Origin of the sequence: Citrobacter sp. CK199, assembly GCF_030333285.1 — a bacterium.
Lineage (GTDB): Bacteria > Pseudomonadota > Gammaproteobacteria > Enterobacterales > Enterobacteriaceae > Citrobacter_B > Citrobacter_B koseri.
This window is the reverse complement of record NZ_JAOWGF010000029.1, coordinates 203,927-227,040: the sequence shown is the minus strand read 5'-3', so window position 1 is coordinate 227,040 and position 23,114 is coordinate 203,927. Positions and strand designations below refer to the sequence as shown.

Below are 23,114 nucleotides of genomic sequence, written 5' to 3'. Positions count from 1 at the left end.
CCTTTTAATAAAGAATCAGCGTTGCGCGACGAAGTCCACCTTGTCGAGATTGATGGCAGTCACGTTGACGGTCACTTCCAGCTCCACGCTGTAGGTGCGTCTTTCCCGGCGCAAAAAGACAAATAAAAACGCTTCTTTGCGCACCGTTTCACGCGCTTGAACAACCTGCACATCCTGTGGCTCAATACGCAATAAAATATGCGGCGATGCTTTCATCACCGCGCCCTGAACGTGGTTCAGGGCATCGGCAAAGGCGCGCGCTTTGGCTTCGCCTTTACCGGTGACTCTCACCGTAGTGGTGAATTGTTCTTTCATACTTAAGCGCCGTATTTCTTCTGCCACGCCTGAACCAGACGCTCGCCAAGTTCTTCTTTATCCATAAAGCCGAACCCCAGCACGTTGCAGCCTTCGTTGATAGCCGTGACGCCTTCATCCACAGAGCGCATCCCGTATTTGGCTTTGTAGCCATACTTGTTTTGCGCCGTGATGGCGCCCGCACCGCCGCTACCGCAAAAAGAGATGCCAAAGGTGGCGTTTTCCGCTTTCATCACGTCGCCCAGCTTCATATCCGCCGCCACGCCCGGCACCACCACCGCACGACCACCGGCTTTTTCCACACCTGTCGCCACTTTCTGGCCCTTACCCAGACGATCGCCAATTACGACTGTAATCTGTTCCATTTTTTGCTCCTTAAAGGTTGTCTTTCGCGACTTCGAAATGTACTGACAGCAGCCAGGCTTCTTCCTCTGGAAGGTTGCCAAACGCCGCCACGATGTCGCGGGCAAGTGCCATTGATTCGGCTGAAATTTCATCAAATAAACTGGCATCCACTTCCGGCAAAGGCTCGCCGGTCACTGACCGGTGCGCCATGGCGCGAACATGAGACGTCAGCATTTGTTCCTGTACGGCGTTGGGAATGATGTGATGTTCGCTGAGTAAGGCATACACCTGCGCCAGCATGCGATCGGCCAGTTCACCGATCTCCGTCACCTGCTCCCCCATGTCGTTCATTACTGCTCCGTTATTCACTCGTCTTACCCCGTTAATGGCTCTGGGTTAAAACTAACGGCAGGGGTTAAAAGTTTGTAGCGAGTTGTTTTCCACTTCGAAGTGGAAAGGCGAGTGGCGACAGTGATCTGTTCCACAGAAAAGGGGGATTTGGCGATTTATCGCTGAAAAACTGTGACATACGTCGCAAGGAAAGGCGGAAAAACCGATGAGAAAAAGCACATGCGCGCGATCGCCGAATGTGAAAAAGTGTGACGGGAATAGGGATTACTTATGGCCCAGGGGAAATGCCGGATGACGACGCGATGCGTCTTATCCGGCCTACATCACGTTATTAACGATACTTCTTATGGTACGCATTGCGGGTGGTTTTAAACGCTTCCGCCGCCGCTTGCGCCTCTTTGATTTTGCCTTCATTCGCCAGTTTTAATGCGCCGTCAATCTGACCGACCAGCGTATCTAAACCGTGGCGAAAATCCTTCATCTCCGGGCTATCCGGGGCTTTATCTTCCAGCTTAGGCGGCGTGCCTTTTTGCGCATCCAGCGCAGCGGCGCGCATTTTGCTTAACGCGTCTTTCAGTTCGGTCGCGTTATCCGTTTTTTCCACCACCTTCAGATTGTCGTTAAGCGTGTCCATATTGTCTTCAAGATCGGCAGAAAACACCGCCGAACTGAATGCCAGGGATGATATGGCAAGAACAGTTAACAGGTTTTTACGCATTGCTCACTTCCTCATTTTTATTATGAAAAGAAAACAAACGAGTGCTACTGCCCGGCGATTTTCATCTCCGGTAACAGCACGGAACCACACTGTATATTGCTACGCGTTTCAATATCGTTACCCACGGTGACGATATTGCGCCACATCTCTTTTAAATTCCCGGCGATGGTGATCTCACTGACCGGATACTGGATCTCGCCGTTCTCAACCCAGAAACCGGCCGCGCCACGGGAGTAGTCGCCAGTAATGCCGCTCACTCCCTGGCCCATGAGTTCGGTGACGACCAGACCGGTGCCCATCTCTTTGAGCAGTTGTTCAAAGCTCAGCCCCTGCCCGGCAATGCGCCAGTTATGGATGCCGCCCGCGTGCCCGGTGCTTTTCAGCCCCAGTTTGCGCGCGGAATAGTTGGTCAGCAGCCACTGGGTCAGCACGCCGTCTTTCACAATGTCGCGACGCTCTGTGCGCACACCTTCGCTGTCGAATGGCGAAGAGGCCAGCCCTTTCAGCAGATGCGGGTGTTCTTCGATGGTCAGCCATTCCGGCAGAATTTGTTTGCCCAGCGAATCCAGCAGGAAGGTCGATTTACGGTATACCGAGCCGCCCGCAATCGCGCCGACCAGGTGACCAAACAACCCGGTCGCCACTTCATTCGCGAAAATCACCGGCGCTTTCATGGTCGAGAGTTTGCGCGGCGCCAGGCGAGATAACGTGCGGCGCGCGCACTCGGCGCCCACCCATTCCGGCGTTTGCAGATCGCCTAACGCGCGGCCAATGGTGTAGGCGTAATCACGCTCCATGTCGCCCTTTTCTTCGGCGATGACACAGCTTGAGAGCGAATGGCGCGTGGAGCAGTACCCCTGCAACATGCCGTGGCTGTTGCCGAACACTTTGATGCCGTAATGGCTGTTAAAGCTGCCGCCTTCGGTGTTGGTAATACGTTTATCCGCCTGTAACGACGCCTGTTCCGCGCGAGCAGCCAGATCAATGGCTTCATCCGGGGTCACTTCCGCCGGGTGGAACAGGTCGAGATCCGGCGCCTCAAAGGCCAGCAGATCTTTATCTGCCACGCCCGCGCACGGGTCCGGCGAGGTATAGCGAGCAATATCCAGCGCTGCCTGTACGGTACGGGCAATCGCCTGCGGGCTTAAATCGGTGGATGACGCGCTGCCTTTACGGTTCTGGTGATAAACGGTGATCCCCAGCGCGCCGTCACTATTAAATTCTACGTTCTCCACTTCACCATAACGGGTGCTGACGCTGATGCCGGTGGTCTTGCTGACAGAGACTTCCGCGCCGTCTGATTTGCCTGAGGCGAGCTCCAGGGCTGTCGAGACCGCTTCTTCCAGAATCTTACGCTGCGCTTCAACTTGTGAGATTACTTTCATCGCAAATGCCATACTGTAGAGAGAGTTTCTCTGAAGTCTAACAGAGAACCGTTTTTCAGTGCGCATCTTAACTGGTAACATTAGCCTCTTTTTTTAAGGAGCCTGACATGACAAAGCAGCCCGAAGACTGGCTCGACGACGTTCCCGGTGATGACATCGAAGACGAAGACGATGAAATTATCTGGGTCAGCAAAAGTGAAATTAAACGCGATGCCGAGGAGTTAAAACGCCTGGGCGCGGAAATTGTGGATCTGGGGAAAAACGCGCTGGATAAGATCCCGCTTGATGCGGATCTGCGCGCCGCCATTGAGCTGGCCCAGCGTATTAAGATGGAAGGCCGCCGCCGTCAGTTGCAGCTGATCGGTAAGATGCTGCGTCAACGCGACGTTGAACCTATTCGTCAGGCGCTGGATAAGCTGAAAAACCGCCACAACCAGCAGGTGGTGCTGTTCCATAAGCTTGAGCAACTGCGCGATCGCCTGATCGTTGAAGGTGATGATGCGGTGGAGGAAGTGCTGAGCCTGTGGCCGAATGCCGACCGTCAACAGCTTCGCTCGCTGATCCGCAACGCGAAGAAAGAGAAAGAAGGCAATAAGCCGCCGAAGTCGGCGCGGCAGATCTTCCAGTATCTGCGTGAGCTGGCGGAAAACGAAGAGTAATGCGTACGTGAGTTAAGTGTGCCGGATGGCGACGCAATGCGTCTTATCCGGCCTACAGATTGTAGGCCCGGTAAGCGCAGCGCCACCGGGCATATGATTACTCCGCAGCCTCTGCCTTTTTCGCCAGGCCATCCAACAGTTTTTGATGGATGCCGCCGAACCCGCCGTTGCTCATCACCAGAATATGATCGCCAGGCTGCGCGGTTTTCACCACCATATCGGCCAGCGCGTCCACATCTCCGCTCCAGTGCGCAGGCTGAACACAGGCATCCGCGACTTCCGCCACCTGCCACGGAATATGCTGCGGTTGCAACAAGAACACTTCATCCGCACGCCCTAACGACGGAGCCAGATCGTCTTTGCAAAGACCCATCTTCATGGTGTTGGAGCGCGGTTCCAGCACCGCAAGAATGCGTGCCGTACCGCCCACTTTACTGCGCAACGCCGCAAGCGTCGCCAGAATCGCCGTCGGGTGGTGAGCGAAATCGTCATACACCGTCACACCGTTGGCTTCACCGCGCAACTCCAGACGACGACGGGCGTTGATGAACGATCCCAACGCGTTAGCCGCATCCGCAGGCATCACGCCAACATGACGAGCGGCGGCAATCGCCATCAGCCCGTTATTCATATTATGTTCACCGACCAGCGACCACTTCACTTCACCGGCTTTTTCACCGTCCAGCCACACTTCCCAAACGGATGCATCCGCGTTCAGTTTCTTCGCCTGCCAGTGCCCCTGCTCGCCCACCAGTTCCTGCTCGCTCCAGCAGCCCATCGCGATCGTCTGCTTCAGGTTGATGTCGTGTTCCGGGAAAATAATACGCCCTTGCCCCGGCACGATGCGCACCAGGTGGTGGAACTGCTTCTGAATCGCTTTCAGATCGTCAAAGATGTCCGCATGGTCGAACTCAAGGTTGTTGAGGATCAGCGTGCGCGGGCAGTAATGCACAAACTTGGAACGCTTATCGAAGAACGCGCAGTCGTACTCATCCGCCTCAATGACGAAGAAGTGACTTTCACCCAGACGGGCAGAAACGTCGAAATTGCCCGGAACGCCGCCAATCACGAAGCCCGGCTGATAACCGCAGGCTTCCAGAATCCAGGTCGCCATGCCTGCCGTGGTGGTTTTACCGTGCGTACCGGCTACGGCCAGCACCCAGCGATCGCGCAGAACAAAGTCATGCAGCCACTGCGGGCCGGACATATACGGAATGTTCTTTTCCAGCACCGCTTCAACACACGGATTTCCACGGGTCATGGCGTTGCCGATGATCACCAGGTCTGGCTGTGGGTCGAGCTGGCTGGCGTCGTAACCCTGAATTAAATCAATGCCCTGCTTCTCAAGCAGGGTGCTCATCGGCGGATACACATTGGCGTCCGAACCCGTTACTTCATGACCGAGCGAGCGCGCCAGCATCGCCAGACCGCCCATGAAAGTGCCACAAATTCCCAAAATATGAATGCGCATACGTCACTACCCTTTTTTAATCTGGGGGCCATTTTACGCACATGTCAGGCAAGTGAGAAACGCATTTCAGGATATTCCGTACTTTGCTGGCGCGATTCACCTGAGCGCGGCCGCTGAAATATTTGTTAAGATTGTTACGGTCGCTTTACTCCATATCAATTGCAGGGAAAGTGTTATGAAAACGTTAGGTGAATTTATTGTCGAAAAGCAGCACGAGTTCTCTCATGCTACCGGTGAGCTCACTGCTTTGTTGTCGGCAATAAAGCTGGGCGCCAAGATCATCCACCGTGATATCAACAAGGCCGGTCTGGTCGATATCCTGGGTGCCAGCGGTGCTGAGAACGTGCAGGGCGAGGTTCAGCAGAAACTCGACCTGTTCGCGAACGAAAAACTGAAAGCTGCACTGAAGGCGCGCGATATTGTGGCGGGCATCGCTTCTGAAGAAGAAGATGAAATTGTCGTCTTTGAAGGCTGCGAACACGCGAAATACGTGGTGCTGATGGACCCACTGGATGGCTCGTCCAACATCGATGTTAACGTCTCTGTCGGTACTATTTTCTCTATCTACCGCCGCGTAACGCCTGTCGGCACGCCGGTGACGGAAGAAGATTTCCTGCAACCGGGCAACAAGCAGGTGGCTGCGGGTTATGTGGTCTACGGCTCTTCAACCATGCTGGTTTACACCACCGGCTGCGGCGTACACGCCTTCACCTACGATCCGTCGCTGGGCGTTTTCTGCCTGTGCCAGGAGCGTATGCGCTTCCCGGAGAAGGGCAACACCTACTCCATTAACGAAGGCAACTACATCAAATTCCCGAATGGCGTGAAGAAGTACATTAAGTTCTGCCAGGAAGAGGACAAGTCCACGAATCGCCCGTACACCTCGCGCTATATTGGCTCCCTGGTGGCGGATTTCCACCGCAACCTGCTGAAAGGCGGGATCTACCTCTACCCGAGCACCGCCAGCCACCCGGAAGGGAAACTGCGTCTGCTGTACGAATGCAACCCGATGGCCTTCCTGGCTGAGCAGGCGGGCGGCAAAGCGAGCGACGGTAAAGAGCGCATTCTGGATATTACGCCGGAAAGCCTGCACCAGCGCCGTCCGTTCTTCGTCGGCACCGATCATATGGTGGAAGACGTAGAGCGCTTCATCCGCGAGTTCCCGGACGCATAATTATCATTAATCGCACGGATGTAGGCCGGATAAAACGCGCAGCGTTGCCATCCGGCAATTTATTGCCTGGTGGCGGCTTCGCCTTATCCGGCCTACGTTCGGTTACGCTGCCTGTAGCTTAAATACGGCCATCGCCTCCAGCAGCGCATGGGACTGCTCTTCCAGCGAACGGGTGGCTGCGGAAGATTGCTGTACCAGCGCCGCGTTCTGCTGTGCGGTTTCATCCATCTGACTGACCGCGATATTCACCTGCTCAATACCCCGGCTCTGTTCCTGAGAAGCACTGGCAATCTCACGCATCAGTTTGGTCATGCGCATCACTTCTGTCGCAATCTCATCCATCGTTTCACCGGCCTGCATCGCCAGATCGCTGCCCTCTCCGACATGCGTTTGCGAGTCGCTGATGAGCGCGCGGATCTCTTTCGCAGCATCGGCGCTGCGGCTGGCGAGATTACGCACCTCACCGGCAACCACCGCAAAACCGCGCCCCTGTTCACCAGCGCGCGCCGCTTCAACGGAGGCATTCAGCGCCAGAATATTGGTCTGGAAAGCGATGCCGTCAATTACGCCGAGAATATCGGCGATACGGTCAGAACTGCCGGAAATATCACGCATTTTCTCAATGACATAGCACACCATCTCGCTGCCGCGATCGGCGGTGTCCGAGACTGATTTCGCCAGTTGGTGCGCCTGATCGGCATTCTCAGCGTTCAGTTTCACCGTCGCAGTCAGCTCTTCCATGCTGGCGGCTGTCTGTTCCAGCGAGGTGGCCGTAGACTCTGTACGTTGCGCCAGGTGCAGGTTGCCCGCCGTCAGTTCACGGCTGCCGGTATCAATCTGCGTGCTGGCGTCACGAACGCGTACCACGGATTCACTCAGCGCCGCACGCATCTCTTCAAGGGCGGTATTCAGACGGTTAAATTCAGAGCTGGCAAAACGGCTTACCGTTGGCGATAAATCCCCTGTCGCCAGACGCTCCAGTTGCTCAACAACATTATCAAGAGGTTTCAGGAGCTTATTACGCAACATCAGCCATACCAGCGCCAGCAGGCCGATGGCGGCCAGCGTCGCCCCCGTCATCACCCCATAATAGACCCAGGAAGTGATAATACGGGTGGAGGCGTAAAGCCCCATACCGCCCGTCAGCAACAGGAGCAGGGTAAGTAAAGACAGTAAAACCAGTAAACTTGTACGAATAGAGAGGGATTTTGGCATCGTTATCTTTCCGGTTGTAGGGATATAGAATCTATCGACTACAACCGGAAAAAGTTTATACGTTTCAGGAAATTCAATATGTTACTTCGGTGTTGCGGCTGTGTTGACACGCGTAACCGGAGAACTCTGGCGATTCTCCCACAGCACCGTCAGACCACGCTGCAAGGCAATAAAAATAAACAACAAAATCCCGATAGCGATCTTCGTCCACCAGGAACTCAGCGTACCATCGAAGTTAATATAGGTCTGGATCAGCCCCTGGATCGCCACGCCGAACAGCGTACCTAACACCGTCCCCACGCCCCCACTCAGCAACGTACCGCCAATCACCACCGATGCGATGGCATCCAGCTCAACGCCAACGCCCGCCAGCGCATAACCGGCCTGGGTATAAATGGAGAAAACAATACCCGCCAGCGTCGCAAGCCCGGTAGAGAGCATATAAATACGGATGGTGGTGCTGCGCGTCGAAATCCCCATCAGGTTCGCCGACGCCGCATTTCCGCCAATGGCGTAAACCTGATTACCAAACCGCGTACGGTGCGCGAGGAAAATGCCGATCACCACCACCGCCAGCATCAGCAGCCCCATTGCGCTCAGACGCCCGCCGCCGGGGATTTTCCATGCCAGGCTGGAGAGCGTATCGTAAATCGGGTGGTTAATCGGAATCGACTCCTCAGACACCAGGTAGCTGACGCCACGCAGGAAGAACATCCCCGCCAGCGTAATGATAAACGCCGGAATCTTCAGCGCATCAATCAGCAGCCCCATAAATGCCCCGAACGCACAGCCCATCGCCAGTACCAGCGGGAAGGCCAGCAGCGGCGAGATCCCCCAGTAGCCAATGGCCTTCGCCAGAAAAACGCCGGTAAACGCGATCACCGATCCCACGGACAGATCGATGCCGCCGGAGAGGATCACGAAGGTCATGCCGACCGCGATAATCCCGAGGAAAGCGTTATCGGTCAGGATGTTGCAGATAACCCGGGTTGAGGCGAAACCGGGGAACTGCGTCAGGCAATAGAGATAGCCCAGCACAAAAACCCCGAGGGTGATCATCAACGGTAAGTTACGTTTTATCACGACCACGCACTCCTTTTATCAGACTGATAAAGCGCTGCGACTGCACAATCAGCACGCATAACACCACGATGGCTTTGACGACCTGGTTCATCTCCGGCGGAAAGCCTGACAGCAGGATGCCGGTATTCATCCCCTGGATAATCAATGCGCCCACGACCGACAGCAGCAGGTTAAAGCGCCCGCCCATCAGCGAGCCGCCGCCAATAACCACGGCCAGAATGGCGTCCAGCTCCAGCCAGAGTCCGGCGTTGTTGGCGTCCGCGCCGCGAATATCCGCCGTGATGATAATGCCCGCAATCGCCGCGCACAGGCCGCTCAGAACATAGGTGAGCATGACGATAATGCGGGTGTTCACCCCGGCATTTTTCGCCGCCCGAATGTTGATTCCCACCGCTTCAATGAACATCCCCAGCGCCGTTTTACGGGTCAGCAGCCAGAACACCACCAGGGTAAGCAGCGCGATAATCACGGGCGTCGGAAACAGCAGCAGCGAACCGCTGCCGAACCACGATAAGTTGGGTGAGTTAAAGGTGACGATCTGCCCGGAGGTGATGAGTTGCGCCACGCCACGTCCGGCCACCATCAGAATGAGCGTGGCGACAAACGGCTGAATTTTAAGGATCGCCACCAGAATGCCATTCCACAAGCCCGCCAGTACGCCGGTTCCCAGCGCCGCGAGCAGCACCACCGGTAAACTGTGCCCGGCCACCGTCATGGCGGCAGTGGTCGCTCCGGCAATCGCCATTACCGCCCCGACGGAGAGATCGATACCGCCAGTGGCGATCACCAGCGTCATCCCAATCGCCAGCAGCGCAACGGGAGCCGCGCGGTTAAGAATGTCAATCGGGCTGCCGAACAGGCGACCATCCTGCAAAATCACCTGCCAGAAATGCGGCGCCACCAGGCTGTCCACCAACAGCACCAGCAGCAATGCCACGATCTGCGGCATACCTGTCGGCCAGCGAAAACGTCGCTTCGGCGGTGTGGTTTGCGGGAGAGACTGAGGCATCACACTATTCTCCTTACGCCGCAATGGCGTTCATGATCGCCGGAACGGACAGTTCCGCCAGCGGGATCTCCGCCACCTGTTTACGATCGCGCATGATGATCACCCGATCGGCATAGCCCACCAGTTCCTCCAGTTCAGAGGAGATGACCAGCAGCGCCAGCCCGTCCGCACACAGCGTTTCAATCAGTCGGATGATCTCCGCATGCGCCCCAACGTCGATACCGCGTGTCGGTTCATCCAGGATCAGGAACTGCGGTTTGGTCAGCAACCAGCGTGACAGCAACACTTTTTGCTGATTGCCGCCGGAGAGAAATTCAATCGGCTGTTCCGCACTGGGGGTACGAATACCCAACTGGCGGATAAAACGCTCGGCAATCTCCTGCTGTTCTCTGCGGGAAATCGGCCGCAGCCAGCCTCGCTGCGCCTGTAGCGCCAGAATGATATTTTCCCGTACCGATGCGGCGGCAATAATGCCGTCCGTTTTCCTGTCTTCCGGGCAAAAGCCGATCCCAAGGCATGAAGCCTGATGCGGCGATCGCAGGGTTTGCGGTTTACCTTTGATCATCGCACTGCCGCTGTCGGCCGGTTTAATGCCAAAGATCACCTCTGCGGTTTCGGTACGCCCCGATCCCAACAGCCCTGCCAGACCGACGATCTCGCCGGGGCGGACTTCCAGGCTGAACGGCGAGATGGTGCCCTTCCTGCCGTAATCTTTAAAGGCAGCCACCGGTTTATCGCTCAGCAAGGTGCGCCCCGCCCGCTGTAGCGCATGGGTCTCCAGTTCGCGCCCCAGCATCATTTTCACCAGTTCGATCTGTGGAAGCTCGCGGGTTTCGCGGCAGCCGACAAAGCTGCCGTTGCGTAACACGGTGATCCGATCGCTCACCTGATAAACCTGATCGAGAAAGTGCGTAACAAAGATCAGGCTGACGCCGCGATCGCGCAGATGGCGCATCAGGCCAAACAGCATCTCAACTTCCTGGGTGTCGAGGCTGGCGGTGGGTTCGTCGAGAATCAGGACTTTCGCGGAGAGATCGATGGCCCGGCAGATAGCGACAATCTGCTGCATTGCAACGGAAAAGCGGTTGAGCGGCTCACGCACATCCAGCGAAAAACCGTAAGAGGCCATCAATTCTGTGGCGCGTTTCTCCATTTCTTTGCGCCGCAGCAGGCCAAAACGCCGGGGCTCACGACCGATAAACAGGTTATCCGCCACCGACATATTGGGCAGAAGGTTAACCTCCTGGTAGACGGTTCCGATCCCCAGTTGCTGGGCATGCGCGGTATTCTTCGGTGAAATCGCCTGGCCTTCCAGCCAGATTGTGCCGCGATCGGCATGGTATACGCCGGTTAATGCTTTAATCAGCGTTGATTTTCCCGCCCCGTTTTCCCCGAGCAGCGCCATGATTTCGCCCCGGCGCAGGCTAAAATCGACGTTATCCAGCGCCTTAACGCCGGGAAAAAATTTACTGAGTCCCTCGGTACGGAGGATTTCCTGATTTTGGTCGATGGTCATGGCATTCCTCCGGTTCGAAAGCGCGGCCTTTCCGTAGGCCCGATAAGCGCAGCGCCATCAGGCAATAAATGCCGGATGGCGGCGTAACGCCTTATCCGGCCTACAGAAGACCAACAGCAAAATCAGTAGCCCATGTTTTTCTTCTTCTCTAACTCTTCTTTTGCGGTGTCAGGCAGGTACAGCGTCGATTTGGTGATGGTCAGCTTCTCAGGCATCGTGCCGTCTTTTTTGTATTTCTCCAGCGCATCGAAAGCGGGCCCGGCCATGTTCGGCGTCAGTTCAACGCTGGCGTTGGCTTCGCCATCAATCATCGCTTTATAGATATCCGGCACGCCGTCGATAGAGCCCGTCAGAATATCTTTGCCTGGCTTCAGGCCCGCTTCTTTAATCGCCTGGATCGCGCCGATCACCATGTCGTCGTTATGGGCGTAAACCATGCAGATGTTTTTGCCGTTGTTTTCCGCTTTGATAAAGCTCTCCATCACCTCTTTCCCCTTACTACGGGTAAAGTCGCCAGACTGAGAGCGGATGATTTTGATGTTTGGCGCTTTGGCGATAGCTTCGGCAAACCCTTTCTTACGGTCGATCGCCACGCTGGCCCCAACGGTGCCTTGCAGCTCAACAACGTTACACGGCTTGCCATCCACCTCTTTTACCAGCCAGTCGCCGATCAATCTGCCTTCCAGCACGTTGTCGGCGGTGACGGTGGTCATATAGAGCGATTTGTCTTTAACATCAATGGAGCGGTCGAGCAGAAAGACCGGAATTTCCGCATCTTTGGCTTCTTTTAAGACCGGTTCCCAGCCTGTCGCGACCACTGGCGCAATAAAGATGGCGTCCACGCCCTGAGCGACAAATGAGCGTACGGCTTTAATCTGGTTTTCCTGTTTTTGCTGACCGTCGGCAATTTTCAGCGTGATGCCGCGTTTTTCGGCCTCGCTCTTCGCCACGTTGGTTTCGGCGGCGCGCCAGCCGGACTCAGAGCCGACCTGCGAAAATCCTACGGTTAAGGGGGCGGCCATTGCCATAGACGACATGGCTGCCGAAACTGCTGTGACTAAAAGTAAGCGCTTCCACATAATGATGTCCTCGTAGCCCAGGTTATTGTTGGGTGAAAAGCATTCGCGAGGAAAACTATAGACAATAGGTGATGTAACGGATTGCGTTACATCACACTTCAAAAAAGTAAATAAAAGGTTAATCACAACTTTGTAATCGCTTTCATTCGCCTATGAAAAAAGCAGCTGTTGTTATGGATTTTCCTGTCACGTAAACCGTCTGAAAATCGCAGCCGGAGGGGAAAGAAGACGAAAACAAGCGGAGACTTTCAGCGCGAGTTGGCTATAATACTCGCCACTTGTTTGCCATATATATTTAAAGGAAACAGACATGAGCTTACTCAACGTCCCTGCGGGTAAAGATCTGCCGGAAGATATCTACGTTGTTATTGAGATCCCGGCTAACGCAGATCCGATCAAATACGAAGTTGACAAAGAGAGCGGCGCACTGTTCGTTGACCGCTTCATGTCCACCGCGATGTTCTATCCGTGCAACTACGGCTACATCAACAACACCCTGTCTCTGGATGGCGATCCGGTAGACGTTCTGGTTCCGACGCCGTATCCGCTGCAACCGGGTGCTGTGATCCGTTGCCGTCCGGTTGGCGTTCTGAAAATGACCGACGAATCCGGTGAAGATGCGAAGCTGGTTGCCGTACCGCACACCAAACTGAGCAAAGAATACGATCACATCAACGACGTGAACGACCTGCCGGAACTGCTGAAAGCGCAGATCACGCACTTCTTCGAGCACTACAAAGACCTCGAAAAAGGCAAATGGGTGAAAGTTGACGGCTGGGACAACGCTGAAGCGGCTAAAGCTGAGATCGTTGCTTCCTTCGAGCGCGCAGCGAAGAAATAAGTTCGTTTTCGCTTGAGCTCAACGTAATTTTTCAAAAGCCCTCATATTTGCGAGGGCTTTTTTATGCCGGGTAAAACTGCCTAAGAGAGATTATCGACAAACCCTGGTTCCAGTAGTACCGAGTGTAGAGACTATGATAAATCTTTGGTCAGTTGCTCCGGTGATAAAGCCAGAGATACGATAGTCTTTCCTTCTTCATCACAAAACTCAACCTCATAAGCTAACGATGGTGAGTGATACACATCAATAACCGCACCGATCTGACCTTTCGTTAAACCAACGGCAGGTAAATCAACATTCAGGAACACAACATCCAGAAGTGATAGTTTCATCATTTCACCTTACTATTTTACATAGAGGGTTGTCATGCGAGGTACTAACGAATCAGTCTCATATATCCAACCAGTACGTACTATCGCAGTTTCTCCGTTCACACCGATAATCGGTACATCAACGGACAGTCTTTGACCGAAACTGTCATATAGCCCTAATTCAGCAGGGTTAGACAGGACTCCCTGCTGAACTCTGGAAACTAAGACCCCTGCATTAGATGGGTTATAACCCAAAGCTGATTCGAAAACTCGCGCTTTATTTCCCCCAACCGGATGATCAGAATTTAGAGCATAAGAAGCTATTTTTTTAGGATCGATAACTGCATGTTTGGCATTGAGTAATGTTCCAGCCTCAGATGTGAATCCTTTTAAATAGGGGGATTCAAGGGACGGGGCCATACTATAATTCGATATTTCGCCTGGCCCATTTACAGTGCTCAACCTACCAATCCCTAACCCGGCGGCGATTGAAGCGCCAGCAATCAGCAATCCCCTGGTCTGATCGTTCATTACCTGGTTATAACCAACAGGAGCATCACCACCGAGCAATTCAGCAGTCTGATGAAACCCATCGACATTACCATTATAAATCCCCCCGGCCGCCAGCAGTCGCCCTACGCCAGCGCTGTTAAGAGTATGAGTCTGGGCTTTCGGCGTTGGAACAAACAGCTTATTGTATTCCGCTGGCAGGGCAAGATAACTACACTCGGTATTGCTTATCAGATGTTTACTGAGAATATAATCATAATCAACAGATATTGTTTCTGTATCTATCTCGTCTTTTATAATGCGAAGCTGAATCCTTGATATTGAAGCACCTCTGAGCTGAATATAATAATACTTCTCCCATTGACCATATCTATTTATGCGGTAAAACCAAAACGCCAGAAACAGGTTTTCATTGTTATTAATCGCATTAGCTAACAGCGGTGAACTTTTATCTATTTGCTTGCTGAATGTTAAGCTCTGTAGATTCGCACCTTTACCTGTATTCGTTACCCCCGAACTCAAAGAAAATACAAATATTTCATTCACATGGTTTCGTTGCCAACGATTACCGACTGAATCAGTTGTGCCACATCCATCAGAAATATCACCTTGTTGCTCACCAATGAGTTTAAGATAAACAATATCACTCATCCATTACTATCCTTACCTGGATAATTATTTTGCAGAACAAGAATGCGACTGAAATAAAACAATTTCCGCTAGCGGGATCATATTGCTTTATAATAATACAAGATAATATTTTAAGAAGAATAATAATTCACACTAATTAGTGTTTCAGTTAATAAGCATTTTGCGTGATGAACAAAAAGATAAGTACGTCCTGATAATCCAGGACGACAGCTGGCACCACATAAAACAACGCCACCCGAAGGTGGCGTGTTTTTTATCAGCACTGGTCTCTGTCTAACCAGTTACCGCTTTCAATCAGCGTTAACCCTTCGACCGGACGTTGGTACACATACATCCATGCGCTTCCGTACGGTGTCTGGATTAACTGGCGTGCATATTCGCCGCCCCTGGTGCGCAAGGCATCAAGTTCGGCCAGCGTGGCGTTATCAATACGATAAACTTCACCGTGTACCGATCCGTTTCCCGGAACTGCGCCTGGATAGTGGCCCAGGCTATACAACTGGTAGTTATCGATACTGTAATCGCCCAGCAACTGGGCGTTGGTCATCCAGTGGCTGTTGCCCTGTTTGCGTCGTAAACTGCCGTAAACAAATATTCGCATTGCTAAAACTCGAACTGATAGAGCAAATCAAGTGCCTGATCTACGCCAGACACTGCTTCCAGATATAGCTTAGGCATCAGGCGATAACGTAACGTGAGCGTCGCCAAAGAGTCAAATATACCCACACCATATTTCACTTGCAGACCTGGCAGCACATATCCGCTGACCACAACCTGGGATGAGTCGCCCACCCCTTGCGTGTCCAGCGCCAGATTGCTTACGCCAAATGTCTCCCCGATTTTACCCACAACCTGACCACTTTGTGCAACCCCCAGACCAACAAGCATTGAGGTCATCGCCGCACTGTCGCTCTGATCGCTCTCCAGCCCCTGGCCGCGCAGCAGGTAAGACAGCGCCTCCTGCTGGGACATCGCCGGGTCGGAGAAGATTTCCGCTTTCGGCTCATCCGCAGTGCCGGTCACGCGCACCCCGGCAATGACGTCGTTCTCCGTCGATTCAGGATTACGAATCGCCTCGATGTTGAGCAGTGGCTGATCCGGCGGGCCAGAGAACAGCAGTTCCCCCTTACGCACGATCAGATCCTGACCATACGCATGGAAGCGCCCGTCAGGAATATTGATCTGCCCGTTAAGCCCCAGCCCCTGTTTGTCCTGCGCAACTTTCAGGTCGCCGGTCAGACGCGCTTTCAGGCCAAACGCATCCATGCGGACGTTGTTCCCTACGTGGACAATCAGGTTGCTGTTGATCGGAATCGACGCGCTCTGCGGATTTTCAGGCTGTAGATCGTTATTGAGCATGACTTCATCACTGGAGACGCCTACCGCGCTTTCCGGCAGTTCATGCACCACGATACGCGCCCACGGCACATCCACGCGTCCATCCAGCGTGAACAGGCTCGGCGTCGCCTCAAAGACCACATCCGGGGAAACATCCAGCCGCACCATCGGCGGCACGGTGATACGCACGCGGCTGCCTTTCGCCGCCACGCGGGCGCGCCAGTTATCTATCTGGCTCCAGTCGGCGTCGCCGCTCAGATTAATTTGCCCCTGCTGCGTGCGCACCACGCCTTGCAGAGTTGAGCGCGTACCGTTGAAATTCATCGCCAGTTGGCTTGGCTGCATATCAAACGGCATAAAGTTGCCATCCACATCCAGGCCGCTCAGCTGTAGCTGACCAAACATCTGTGGGCTTTGCACGTCGCCCCCCAGACGCAGGTTTGCGTTCAACATGCCCGCCGCTTTTTCGCCGCGCGAGAAGACAGGGTTGACCATCGCCAGGTTGAAGTTGCGGATATTGATGTTACCGCCAATATTACGCCGCCCTTGCGGGTCGGTTATCTGTACCTGCCCGTCGAACTGGCCGTTATTGGTCAGACGGATCATCCAGCCTAACTGCGCCCGGTTATTGTGCAGATCGGCATTCAGGTTCAGCGTGTCGAAAGCCACCGGTAACGGCGCGTCATTGACCCGTTGCGTTACCTTCACGTTACGACCCGACAGCGTGACCTGCCCTTGCGGCAGCCCCTCTTTGGTGGTGTCCCACGCGACATCCGCTTTTCCGCTAAAGACGCCGCTGGCCTGCGTGGCGTCCGGCATAAACGGCTTCAGCATCGCCAGATCGAAACGGTTGAGATTCACCACCGCCCGTCCTTCTGCCCCGGCATCGATCGTTTGCGGTACGCACAGCTCCGCATTCGGGTTCGTCCAGCAGTGCGGCCCGATGCTGATTTTCTGTTCCTGGTTACGGTAATCCAGCGCAATGGCGCGCGTCAGCGACCACGGTCCCACCGGCGTCTGGAAGCGCGTATTGCTGAGCGTGCCTTTCCAGCGCGCTTCTTTACGGTCAAAACTGCCCGCAAGCGCAAGCTGCCCGGAGACCGGCTCGCCCTGAATCCGCAGTTGCAGTTCATGCTGCTTTTCGCTGCCTTTGGCATTCAGAGTGACGAGGTTGATATTGACGTCCGGCTGCGTAATCCGCTCAACGCGAACGTCAAGATTCCCGGCGATCTGGTCGGTGGATTTGATGTCCCCTTCCACACGCACCTGCGCCACCGACAGCTCCTGCCAGCGTAATCCGCGCGCGTTGATATCCGCCAGCAGCTGCGGCGCATCGACCGTACCACGGACTTTCACCAGCCCTTTGGCAGTACCGCCCAGCCCCGGCAGCGCGTTATCCAGATTCGGCGCATCAATCGTGGCGTCGAGATTGAGATCCTTAATGCCCAGTTCGCCTTTCACATCGGCGCTATTGCGTCCCAGCTCCAGATGCAGACCCGGAATGACCCACTGCATGTAGCTGTTACCCTTCAGAGAGCCGTTAACATTGACCTTGTTCTGCTTCACGTTACCGGTCAGTTTCAGCTCAGGCACATCCATCTGCCAGCTGCCGCCATAGAGGCTTCCCCGGGTTTTGATCAGGCCGTTGAGCGTAGAAGGCCAGTCCGGGATCTCTTTCGCCGTGTTGATGCCGTCCAGCGTCAGCTCGCCGCGCCAGCTGATCGCCTGCTGCCAGTCGACCAGCGCTTTCAGCTCGGTTTTCCCTTCCAGCGCCGCCACGGTGAGCTTATCGAGATTGATCTGCTGTTCGTTGCCTTTCGCATCCAGGGTAATGGTGGCGGGCGGAATGTCCTGCCCCTTCACCGCCGTGCGCATCGACAACGTGTAGTCGGTCATCTTGCCGGTAAGTTTGAGTTTGATATCGTCGGCCTGGAACTGCTTGTCACCGGTAAACGGCCAGTAAACCTGGCGGCTTGCCACTTCAACGTTCAGCGGCAACCCGGCCTCGGCGAGGCGCGTCTGGGCGCGCAGATCCATATCCACCGGCCCGGAGAGGTTAACGCCGATCTCCAGCTGTTCACGCAGCGCGCCGCCTACCTTCAGCTTCACCTTTTCGCCTTTCAGCGGATCGATATTCAGCGTGCTGTTGAGGGTGATATCCACCGGCCACGAGTTGGTCAACTGCGCCGTTCCGGTCGCATTGACGGTGCCCTGGTTGGCGTCGATATCCAGCGCATCCAGTTTCATATTGCCGTCGATGCTGCTGACTTTCAGCAGCATGTTGCGCACCGTCAGGTCAGTATCGCCCGTCACGCGCAGCTGTTCGCCCTTAAACTCCTCAATATTAAGGTTGAGCGGCAGATGCACATCGGCCATCTCCGGCAACACGGGCTTTGAGAACAGATCCTTCAGCGTCTCGCCAAGCGGCTTTTCATCCGGTTGGGGATGGTCAATCTTCGGTTCAACCACCTCTTCCTGCGCCACTTCCGCCACTTTTGGCAGCGCGATTAGCAGCCCCTGTAGCGAAGTGGGCTTCAGAGTCAGGGTTTTCTCCTGCCAGTTAAGGCCGGAGGTGAAAGCCATCACCGAGACGGTCGTATCATCAATTTTGAGATTGATATTGCTGAGCGCCACGCGTGAAAGCGTGATGGGATACGGCGTGGAAAGATTCAGCGGCCCGCTGTCCTCTTCTTCCTCCACCGGTTCGGAAGGCGGCATTTTTTTGCTGTCGATGGCGACGTTGATGTCCTTCAACGACAGATCGTTAACACACAGGCTGCTGTCCCACAGGCAGCCGAGTTTCACCGCCAGGTGGATTTCACCGGCATTCACCGCCACGCCGGGCTGATCGTAACGAATATTTTTCAGCGACAGGTCACGCCAGCCGCCAGTTACCTGACCGATCTCCAGCCCCGGCACCCAGCGGTTCGCCGCGTTAAAGACCAGATGCAGCCCCGTCGTGGTGCCCACCAGGAACGCCACGGTTCCCAGCAGCAGCAGAATAAAAATCAGTACGCCGAGGCTTATTTTCTTCCATAAACTCATAATTCAGGCCCCAGACCGATGTAAAACTGTAAACCGTGTTCGTCTTTGTCACCAACCGGCACGGCAAAATCGAGCTTGATCGGCCCGACCGGAGACTGCCAACGCACGCCAACCCCGGCGCCGGTTTTAAAGTCGCTCTTACGGATATCGCTGACGGCTTCGCCGCTGTCGACGAACATCGCCCCCCACCATTTTCCGGTCACGTTGTACTGGTATTCCAGCGAGCCCGTCACCAGCTTCGACGCCCCTTTCAGGTTGCCGTCGCTGTCTTCCGGCGAGATAGATTTGTATTTATAACCGCGAATACTGCGATCGCCACCAGCGAAGAAACGCAAATCCGGCGGCACTTTGTCGAAATCGCCGGTCTCAATCCAGCCCAGGTTGCCGCGCATCACGAAGCGATGGCGATCGTACAGCGAACGAATCCAGACGTTTTGCGCCTGAAATACCGAGAAATCCACGTCCGAACCCCAGGCGGTGTTCGAGTAATCGATGGAATAACGCTGGGAATCCCCCCACGTCGGCATCAGGCCGCCGCGCGATCGGGTACGGCTGATCATCACGCCCGGATAGAGCAGCATGGTGGTGTTGGTGACGTTACCCTGCGTAAAGTGATCGAGGCTCCAGCGCAGATTGATGGCGCGCTGCCAGCCGCTGGAAAGGTCCCAGTAGCGGGAAACGGCAAGCGTGGAGGAGTCCGCCTCGGTGTCGTTGAGATCGGTGCGCTTAATCCCCCCCTGAACCAGATAGTATTGTTCCAGCGGGTTCTTTAAGAGCGGCATTTTATAGCTGAAATCGACCTGCTGCTCCGGGGCGGAGATACTGGCGCTGGTGGTCAGGCTGTGGCCGTAGGAGTTCATCCACGGTTTTTTCCACGTCGCCTTCACACGCGGCCCGACGTCGGTAGAGTAGCCGACGCCCGTTTCAATGGTGTTTTCAGTACGTGGCGACATGACGCCGTGCAGCGGTAATACTTTGGTTTCGCGCGCTTTATCAAATTCAGGCGCGACGACGACCGAGTTAAACCAGCCGGTGGCCGACAGACGGCGGTTCAGTTCCGCCAGGTCTTTCGACTGGTAGTAATCTCCCTCTTTGAACGGGATCAGGTTTTGCAGATACTCGTCGCGAATCTGCGAACCTTCGAAAGTGACCTGGCCAAAGCGATAGCGCTCGCCGCTGTTGTAATCGATGTCCCAGAACGCCTGGTGACGATCGAGCGACACGCCTAACTGGCTTTTATTAAATTCACTGTCGAAATAGCCTTTACGTAGCGCCACGCTGGTTAATGACTTTTTGAAGCCGTCATAGTCGCCATGATTCAGCACGGTTCCGATGGCCGGACGCGTTTTCAGCAAATCCAGATAATCCCTGTCGGTACGCGCGCCGCCGCGTAAAATCACTTCTGTTCCGCCGATGCGAACCGGTTCGCCTGGCGTCACTTTGGCGAGCAAGACCTGACGCCCCTTCTCCGGCGGCGGGCGCAGCTCAAAATCAATGGTCGGCTCGTAGTAGCCCAGCGCTTTTAATCCTTCGCGGATGGCATCATCAACGCGCGCGCGAAAACGCCGGTCCGGCGTCACTTCATCACTTTGAATCGTAGACAACTGCGCACGAACGTTTTTTTCCAGCTCGCCCGATAACCCCTCGACCTGTAAACGGACGTTTGCGGCTACGGCAGAACCGCTTAAGCACAGTAAGCTAACCCAGCATAACTGACGGATATATGGCACGTTTTCTCCTGAATATCCCTTATTCCCACCCCTGGAAGGAAATCACAATGCCGCTCCACGGCTTAACAAAAACCCAACAACCGGGATTGAAAAACAGACGACAACCCAAATATTTCTTATGTTTACTCTAGACGCATTCACTGTAACTATTGTGTGCAAAGACGCGTCTCGTTACAACCTTAACCCCAATTACTGATTTCGGGAGAATGGCCCATGAGTTTATTTGATAAAAAGCATCTTGTTTCACAAGCAGATGCCCTACCTGGACGCAATACCCCGATGCCAGTGGCAACTTTACATGCGGTAAACGGACACTCAATGACAAACGTGCCCGAAGGGATGGAAATTGCCCTCTTCGCCATGGGTTGCTTCTGGGGCGTCGAGCGTTTGTTCTGGCAATTACCCGGCGTTTACAGCACCGCAGCGGGATACACCGGCGGCTACACGCCAAACCCAACCTACCGGGAAGTCTGCTCCGGGCAAACCGGCCACGCCGAAGCGGTACGCGTCGTCTACGATCCGCAGGTTATCAGCTATGAACAATTGTTGCAGGTCTTCTGGGAAAATCACGATCCGGCGCAAGGTATGCAGCAGGGCAACGATCACGGAACGCAGTACCGCTCGGCGATTTATCCGTTAACGCCAGAGCAGAACGCCGCCGCACATGCCAGCCTGGCGCGTTTCCAGAGCGCGATGACTGCGGCAAACGACGATCGCCACATCACCACCGAGATCAACACCGCCACCCCGTTTTACTATGCCGAGGACGATCACCAGCAGTATCTGCACAAGAATCCGTATGGCTATTGCGGCATTGGCGGGATCGGCGTGTGCTTACCGCCGCAAGGTTAATTCAGCGCCTCTGGCGGCTTTACAGTTCCTTACGCTATACTAGCGACTGAAATTACCGGCCCACATCCTTCGGGCCGGTTTTCAATGTGTATATCACACGGATTTATCAACTTCCCCTTCCGAGGATCTGACCTGAACGGTCGGATAAGATATGTTAAACAGTATTTTAATTATACTCTGCCTGATCGCTGTGAGTGCGTTCTTCTCGATATCCGAGATCTCGCTTGCCGCTTCACGAAAGATAAAACTCAAGTTGCTGGCTGATGAAGGCAACATCAATGCGCAGCGCATCCTGAAAATGCAGGAAAACCCCGGGACATTTTTTACCGTGGTGCAAATTGGCCTTAACGCTGTCGCCATTCTGGGCGGTATCGTCGGCGATGCCGCATTCTCTCCGGCCTTTCATTCGTTGTTCTCGAACTATATGTCGCCAGAACTCTCCGAGCAGTTAAGCTTCGTGCTCTCCTTCTCGTTAGTTACCGGCATGTTCATCCTGTTCGCCGATTTAACCCCGAAACGCATCGGTATGATTGCGCCAGAAGCCGTGGCTTTGCGTATCATCAACCCGATGCGCTTCTGCCTGTTCGTTTTCCGCCCCTTAGTGTGGTTCTTCAACGGCCTGGCAAACAGCATTTTCCGCCTGTTTAAAATCCCGATGGTACGTAAAGACGATATCACCTCGGACGATATTTACGCCGTCGTGGAAGCCGGGGCGCTTGCTGGCGTGCTGCGTAAGCAGGAACACGAGCTGATTGAAAACGTGTTTGAGCTGGAATCACGTACCGTGCCGTCTTCCATGACGTCGCGTGAAAACATCATCTGGTTCGATCTGCATGAAGATGAGCAAAGCCTGAAAAATAAAGTCGCGGAGCATCCGCACTCAAAATTCCTGGTGTGTAATGAAGATATCGATCACATCATCGGCTACGTTGATTCTAAAGATCTGCTCAACCGCGTTCTGGCAAACCAGAGTATGGCGCTTAACAGCGGCGTGCAGATCCGCAACACATTAATCGTGCCGGACACCCTGACCCTCTCTGAAGCGCTGGAAAGCTTTAAGACGGCGGGGGAAGACTTCGCGGTGATCATGAACGAATACGCGCTGGTGGTCGGGATTATCACGCTGAACGACGTGATGACCACGCTGATGGGCGACCTGGTCGGCCAGGGTCTGGAAGAACAAATCGTGGCGCGCGATGAAAACTCCTGGCTGATCGACGGCGGAACGCCGATTGACGACGTCATGCGTGTGCTGGATATCGACGAGTTCCCGCAGTCCGGCAACTACGAGACCATCGGCGGCTTTATGATGTTTATGCTGCGTAAAATCCCGAAACGCACCGACTCGGTGAAGTTCTCGGGTTATAAATTTGAGGTGGTGGATATCGACAACTACCGTATCGATCAGCTACTGGTAACACGCCTCGACACCAAAACCAGCATCCTGGTCCCTAAACTGCCGGATAGCAAAGAGAAAGAAGAAGGCCCGGCATAAATGCCCGGCCCTGGAAACATC

21 protein-coding genes are annotated in these 23,114 nt (G+C 54.5%); 5 read left to right on the top strand and 16 right to left on the bottom strand.

Translation table 11 applies throughout. The annotated features are described in order from the left end of the window. Nucleotides 1–15: 15 nt before the first annotated feature. From OGX75_RS19435 to pmbA, 5 genes are all read right to left on the bottom strand, one after another. Entirely contained in the window at nt 16–315 is a 300-nt protein-coding gene (locus OGX75_RS19435) for a DUF4312 family protein (protein ID WP_012134367.1), read from the bottom strand. Nucleotides 316–317: 2 nt separating this feature from the next. Beyond that, a complete protein-coding gene (locus OGX75_RS19430; RefSeq protein ID WP_286451489.1) occupies nt 318–680 on the bottom strand; it encodes an SFCGS family glycine-rich protein in 363 nt (120 codons plus the stop codon). Between the two features lie 10 nt (nt 681–690). Beyond that, entirely contained in the window at nt 691–1,011 is a 321-nt protein-coding gene (locus OGX75_RS19425) for a glycine dehydrogenase (protein ID WP_012134369.1), read from the bottom strand. 331 nt (nt 1,012–1,342) lie between these two features. After that, complete coding sequence (gene cybC, locus OGX75_RS19420; protein WP_230012247.1) at nt 1,343–1,729, bottom strand: cytochrome b562; 387 nt, start codon at nt 1,727–1,729, stop codon at nt 1,343–1,345. Nucleotides 1,730–1,773: 44 nt separating this feature from the next. Then, nucleotides 1,774–3,126, bottom strand: coding sequence for a metalloprotease PmbA (gene pmbA / locus OGX75_RS19415; RefSeq protein ID WP_047459405.1), 1,353 nt, complete (start codon nt 3,124–3,126; stop codon nt 1,774–1,776). Between the two features lie 95 nt (nt 3,127–3,221). Between pmbA and yjgA the strand changes: the two genes are divergently transcribed. Beyond that, entirely contained in the window at nt 3,222–3,773 is a 552-nt protein-coding gene (yjgA, locus tag OGX75_RS19410) for a ribosome biogenesis factor YjgA (protein ID WP_012134373.1), read from the top strand. A 97-nt stretch (nt 3,774–3,870) separates the two neighbouring features. On the opposite strand, the gene mpl is transcribed toward yjgA, so the two are convergent. Beyond that, the gene (mpl, locus tag OGX75_RS19405; protein ID WP_024130777.1) at nt 3,871–5,244 is read right to left on the bottom strand and encodes a UDP-N-acetylmuramate:L-alanyl-gamma-D-glutamyl-meso-diaminopimelate ligase; all 1,374 of its coding nucleotides are present in this window, start codon (nt 5,242–5,244) and stop codon (nt 3,871–3,873) included. 175 nt (nt 5,245–5,419) lie between these two features. On the opposite strand from mpl, the gene fbp reads away from it, so the two are divergent. After that, on the top strand, nt 5,420–6,418 hold the full coding sequence (gene fbp, locus OGX75_RS19400) for a class 1 fructose-bisphosphatase (RefSeq protein ID WP_024130778.1): 999 nt from the start codon (nt 5,420–5,422) through the stop codon (nt 6,416–6,418). A 102-nt stretch (nt 6,419–6,520) separates the two neighbouring features. Here the strand turns inward: fbp and OGX75_RS19395 are convergent, their stop codons facing one another. From OGX75_RS19395 to ytfQ, 5 genes are all read right to left on the bottom strand, one after another. Further along, nucleotides 6,521–7,633 (bottom strand): methyl-accepting chemotaxis protein, encoded by a 1,113-nt coding sequence (locus OGX75_RS19395; RefSeq protein ID WP_080750335.1) that lies wholly within the window; start codon nt 7,631–7,633, stop codon nt 6,521–6,523. Between the two features lie 81 nt (nt 7,634–7,714). Further along, nucleotides 7,715–8,716, bottom strand: coding sequence for a galactofuranose ABC transporter, permease protein YjfF (yjfF, locus tag OGX75_RS19390; RefSeq protein ID WP_024130779.1), 1,002 nt, complete (start codon nt 8,714–8,716; stop codon nt 7,715–7,717). Next, complete coding sequence (ytfT, locus tag OGX75_RS19385) at nt 8,703–9,725, bottom strand: galactofuranose ABC transporter, ATP-binding protein YtfT (RefSeq protein WP_024130780.1); 1,023 nt, start codon at nt 9,723–9,725, stop codon at nt 8,703–8,705. Before ytfT ends, yjfF begins: the two co-directional genes overlap by 14 nt. Nucleotides 9,726–9,738: 13 nt before the next feature. Further along, entirely contained in the window at nt 9,739–11,241 is a 1,503-nt protein-coding gene (gene ytfR / locus OGX75_RS19380) for a galactofuranose ABC transporter, ATP-binding protein YtfR (RefSeq protein WP_058668471.1), read from the bottom strand. A gap of 122 nt (nt 11,242–11,363) precedes the next feature. Next, complete coding sequence (gene ytfQ, locus OGX75_RS19375) at nt 11,364–12,320, bottom strand: galactofuranose ABC transporter substrate-binding protein YtfQ (protein ID WP_012134381.1); 957 nt, start codon at nt 12,318–12,320, stop codon at nt 11,364–11,366. Nucleotides 12,321–12,630: 310 nt separating this feature from the next. Between ytfQ and ppa the strand changes: the two genes are divergently transcribed. Beyond that, complete coding sequence (gene ppa / locus OGX75_RS19370) at nt 12,631–13,161, top strand: inorganic diphosphatase (protein ID WP_012134382.1); 531 nt, start codon at nt 12,631–12,633, stop codon at nt 13,159–13,161. Between the two features lie 131 nt (nt 13,162–13,292). On the opposite strand, the gene OGX75_RS19365 is transcribed toward ppa, so the two are convergent. The 5 genes from OGX75_RS19365 to tamA all read right to left on the bottom strand — a co-directional run bounded on the left by OGX75_RS19365 (nt 13,293) and on the right by tamA (nt 20,746). Next, nucleotides 13,293–13,493 (bottom strand): DUF4926 domain-containing protein, encoded by a 201-nt coding sequence (locus OGX75_RS19365; protein WP_024130781.1) that lies wholly within the window; start codon nt 13,491–13,493, stop codon nt 13,293–13,295. 12 nt (nt 13,494–13,505) lie between these two features. Beyond that, nucleotides 13,506–14,633 carry a type VI secretion system tube protein TssD gene (tssD, locus tag OGX75_RS19360; RefSeq protein WP_047459413.1) on the bottom strand — a complete coding sequence of 376 codons (1,128 nt, stop codon included), beginning with the start codon at nt 14,631–14,633 and terminating at the stop codon, nt 13,506–13,508. A 256-nt stretch (nt 14,634–14,889) separates the two neighbouring features. Then, complete coding sequence (locus OGX75_RS19355; RefSeq protein WP_012134386.1) at nt 14,890–15,234, bottom strand: gamma-glutamylcyclotransferase family protein; 345 nt, start codon at nt 15,232–15,234, stop codon at nt 14,890–14,892. Nucleotides 15,235–15,236: 2 nt separating this feature from the next. Next, complete coding sequence (tamB, locus tag OGX75_RS19350; protein ID WP_286451488.1) at nt 15,237–19,016, bottom strand: autotransporter assembly complex protein TamB; 3,780 nt, start codon at nt 19,014–19,016, stop codon at nt 15,237–15,239. Next, the gene (tamA, locus tag OGX75_RS19345) at nt 19,013–20,746 is read right to left on the bottom strand and encodes an autotransporter assembly complex protein TamA (RefSeq protein ID WP_012134388.1); all 1,734 of its coding nucleotides are present in this window, start codon (nt 20,744–20,746) and stop codon (nt 19,013–19,015) included. Before tamA ends, tamB begins: the two co-directional genes overlap by 4 nt. A gap of 213 nt (nt 20,747–20,959) precedes the next feature. Between tamA and msrA the strand changes: the two genes are divergently transcribed. Together msrA and paeA are read left to right on the top strand one after the other, a co-directional pair. Continuing rightward, a complete protein-coding gene (msrA, locus tag OGX75_RS19340; RefSeq protein WP_024130782.1) occupies nt 20,960–21,598 on the top strand; it encodes a peptide-methionine (S)-S-oxide reductase MsrA in 639 nt (212 codons plus the stop codon). Between the two features lie 151 nt (nt 21,599–21,749). Then, nucleotides 21,750–23,093: a polyamine export protein PaeA gene (paeA, locus tag OGX75_RS19335; RefSeq protein WP_012134390.1), complete on the top strand. Its 1,344-nt coding sequence runs from the start codon at nt 21,750–21,752 to the stop codon at nt 23,091–23,093. The last annotated feature ends 21 nt before the right edge of the window (nt 23,094–23,114 follow it).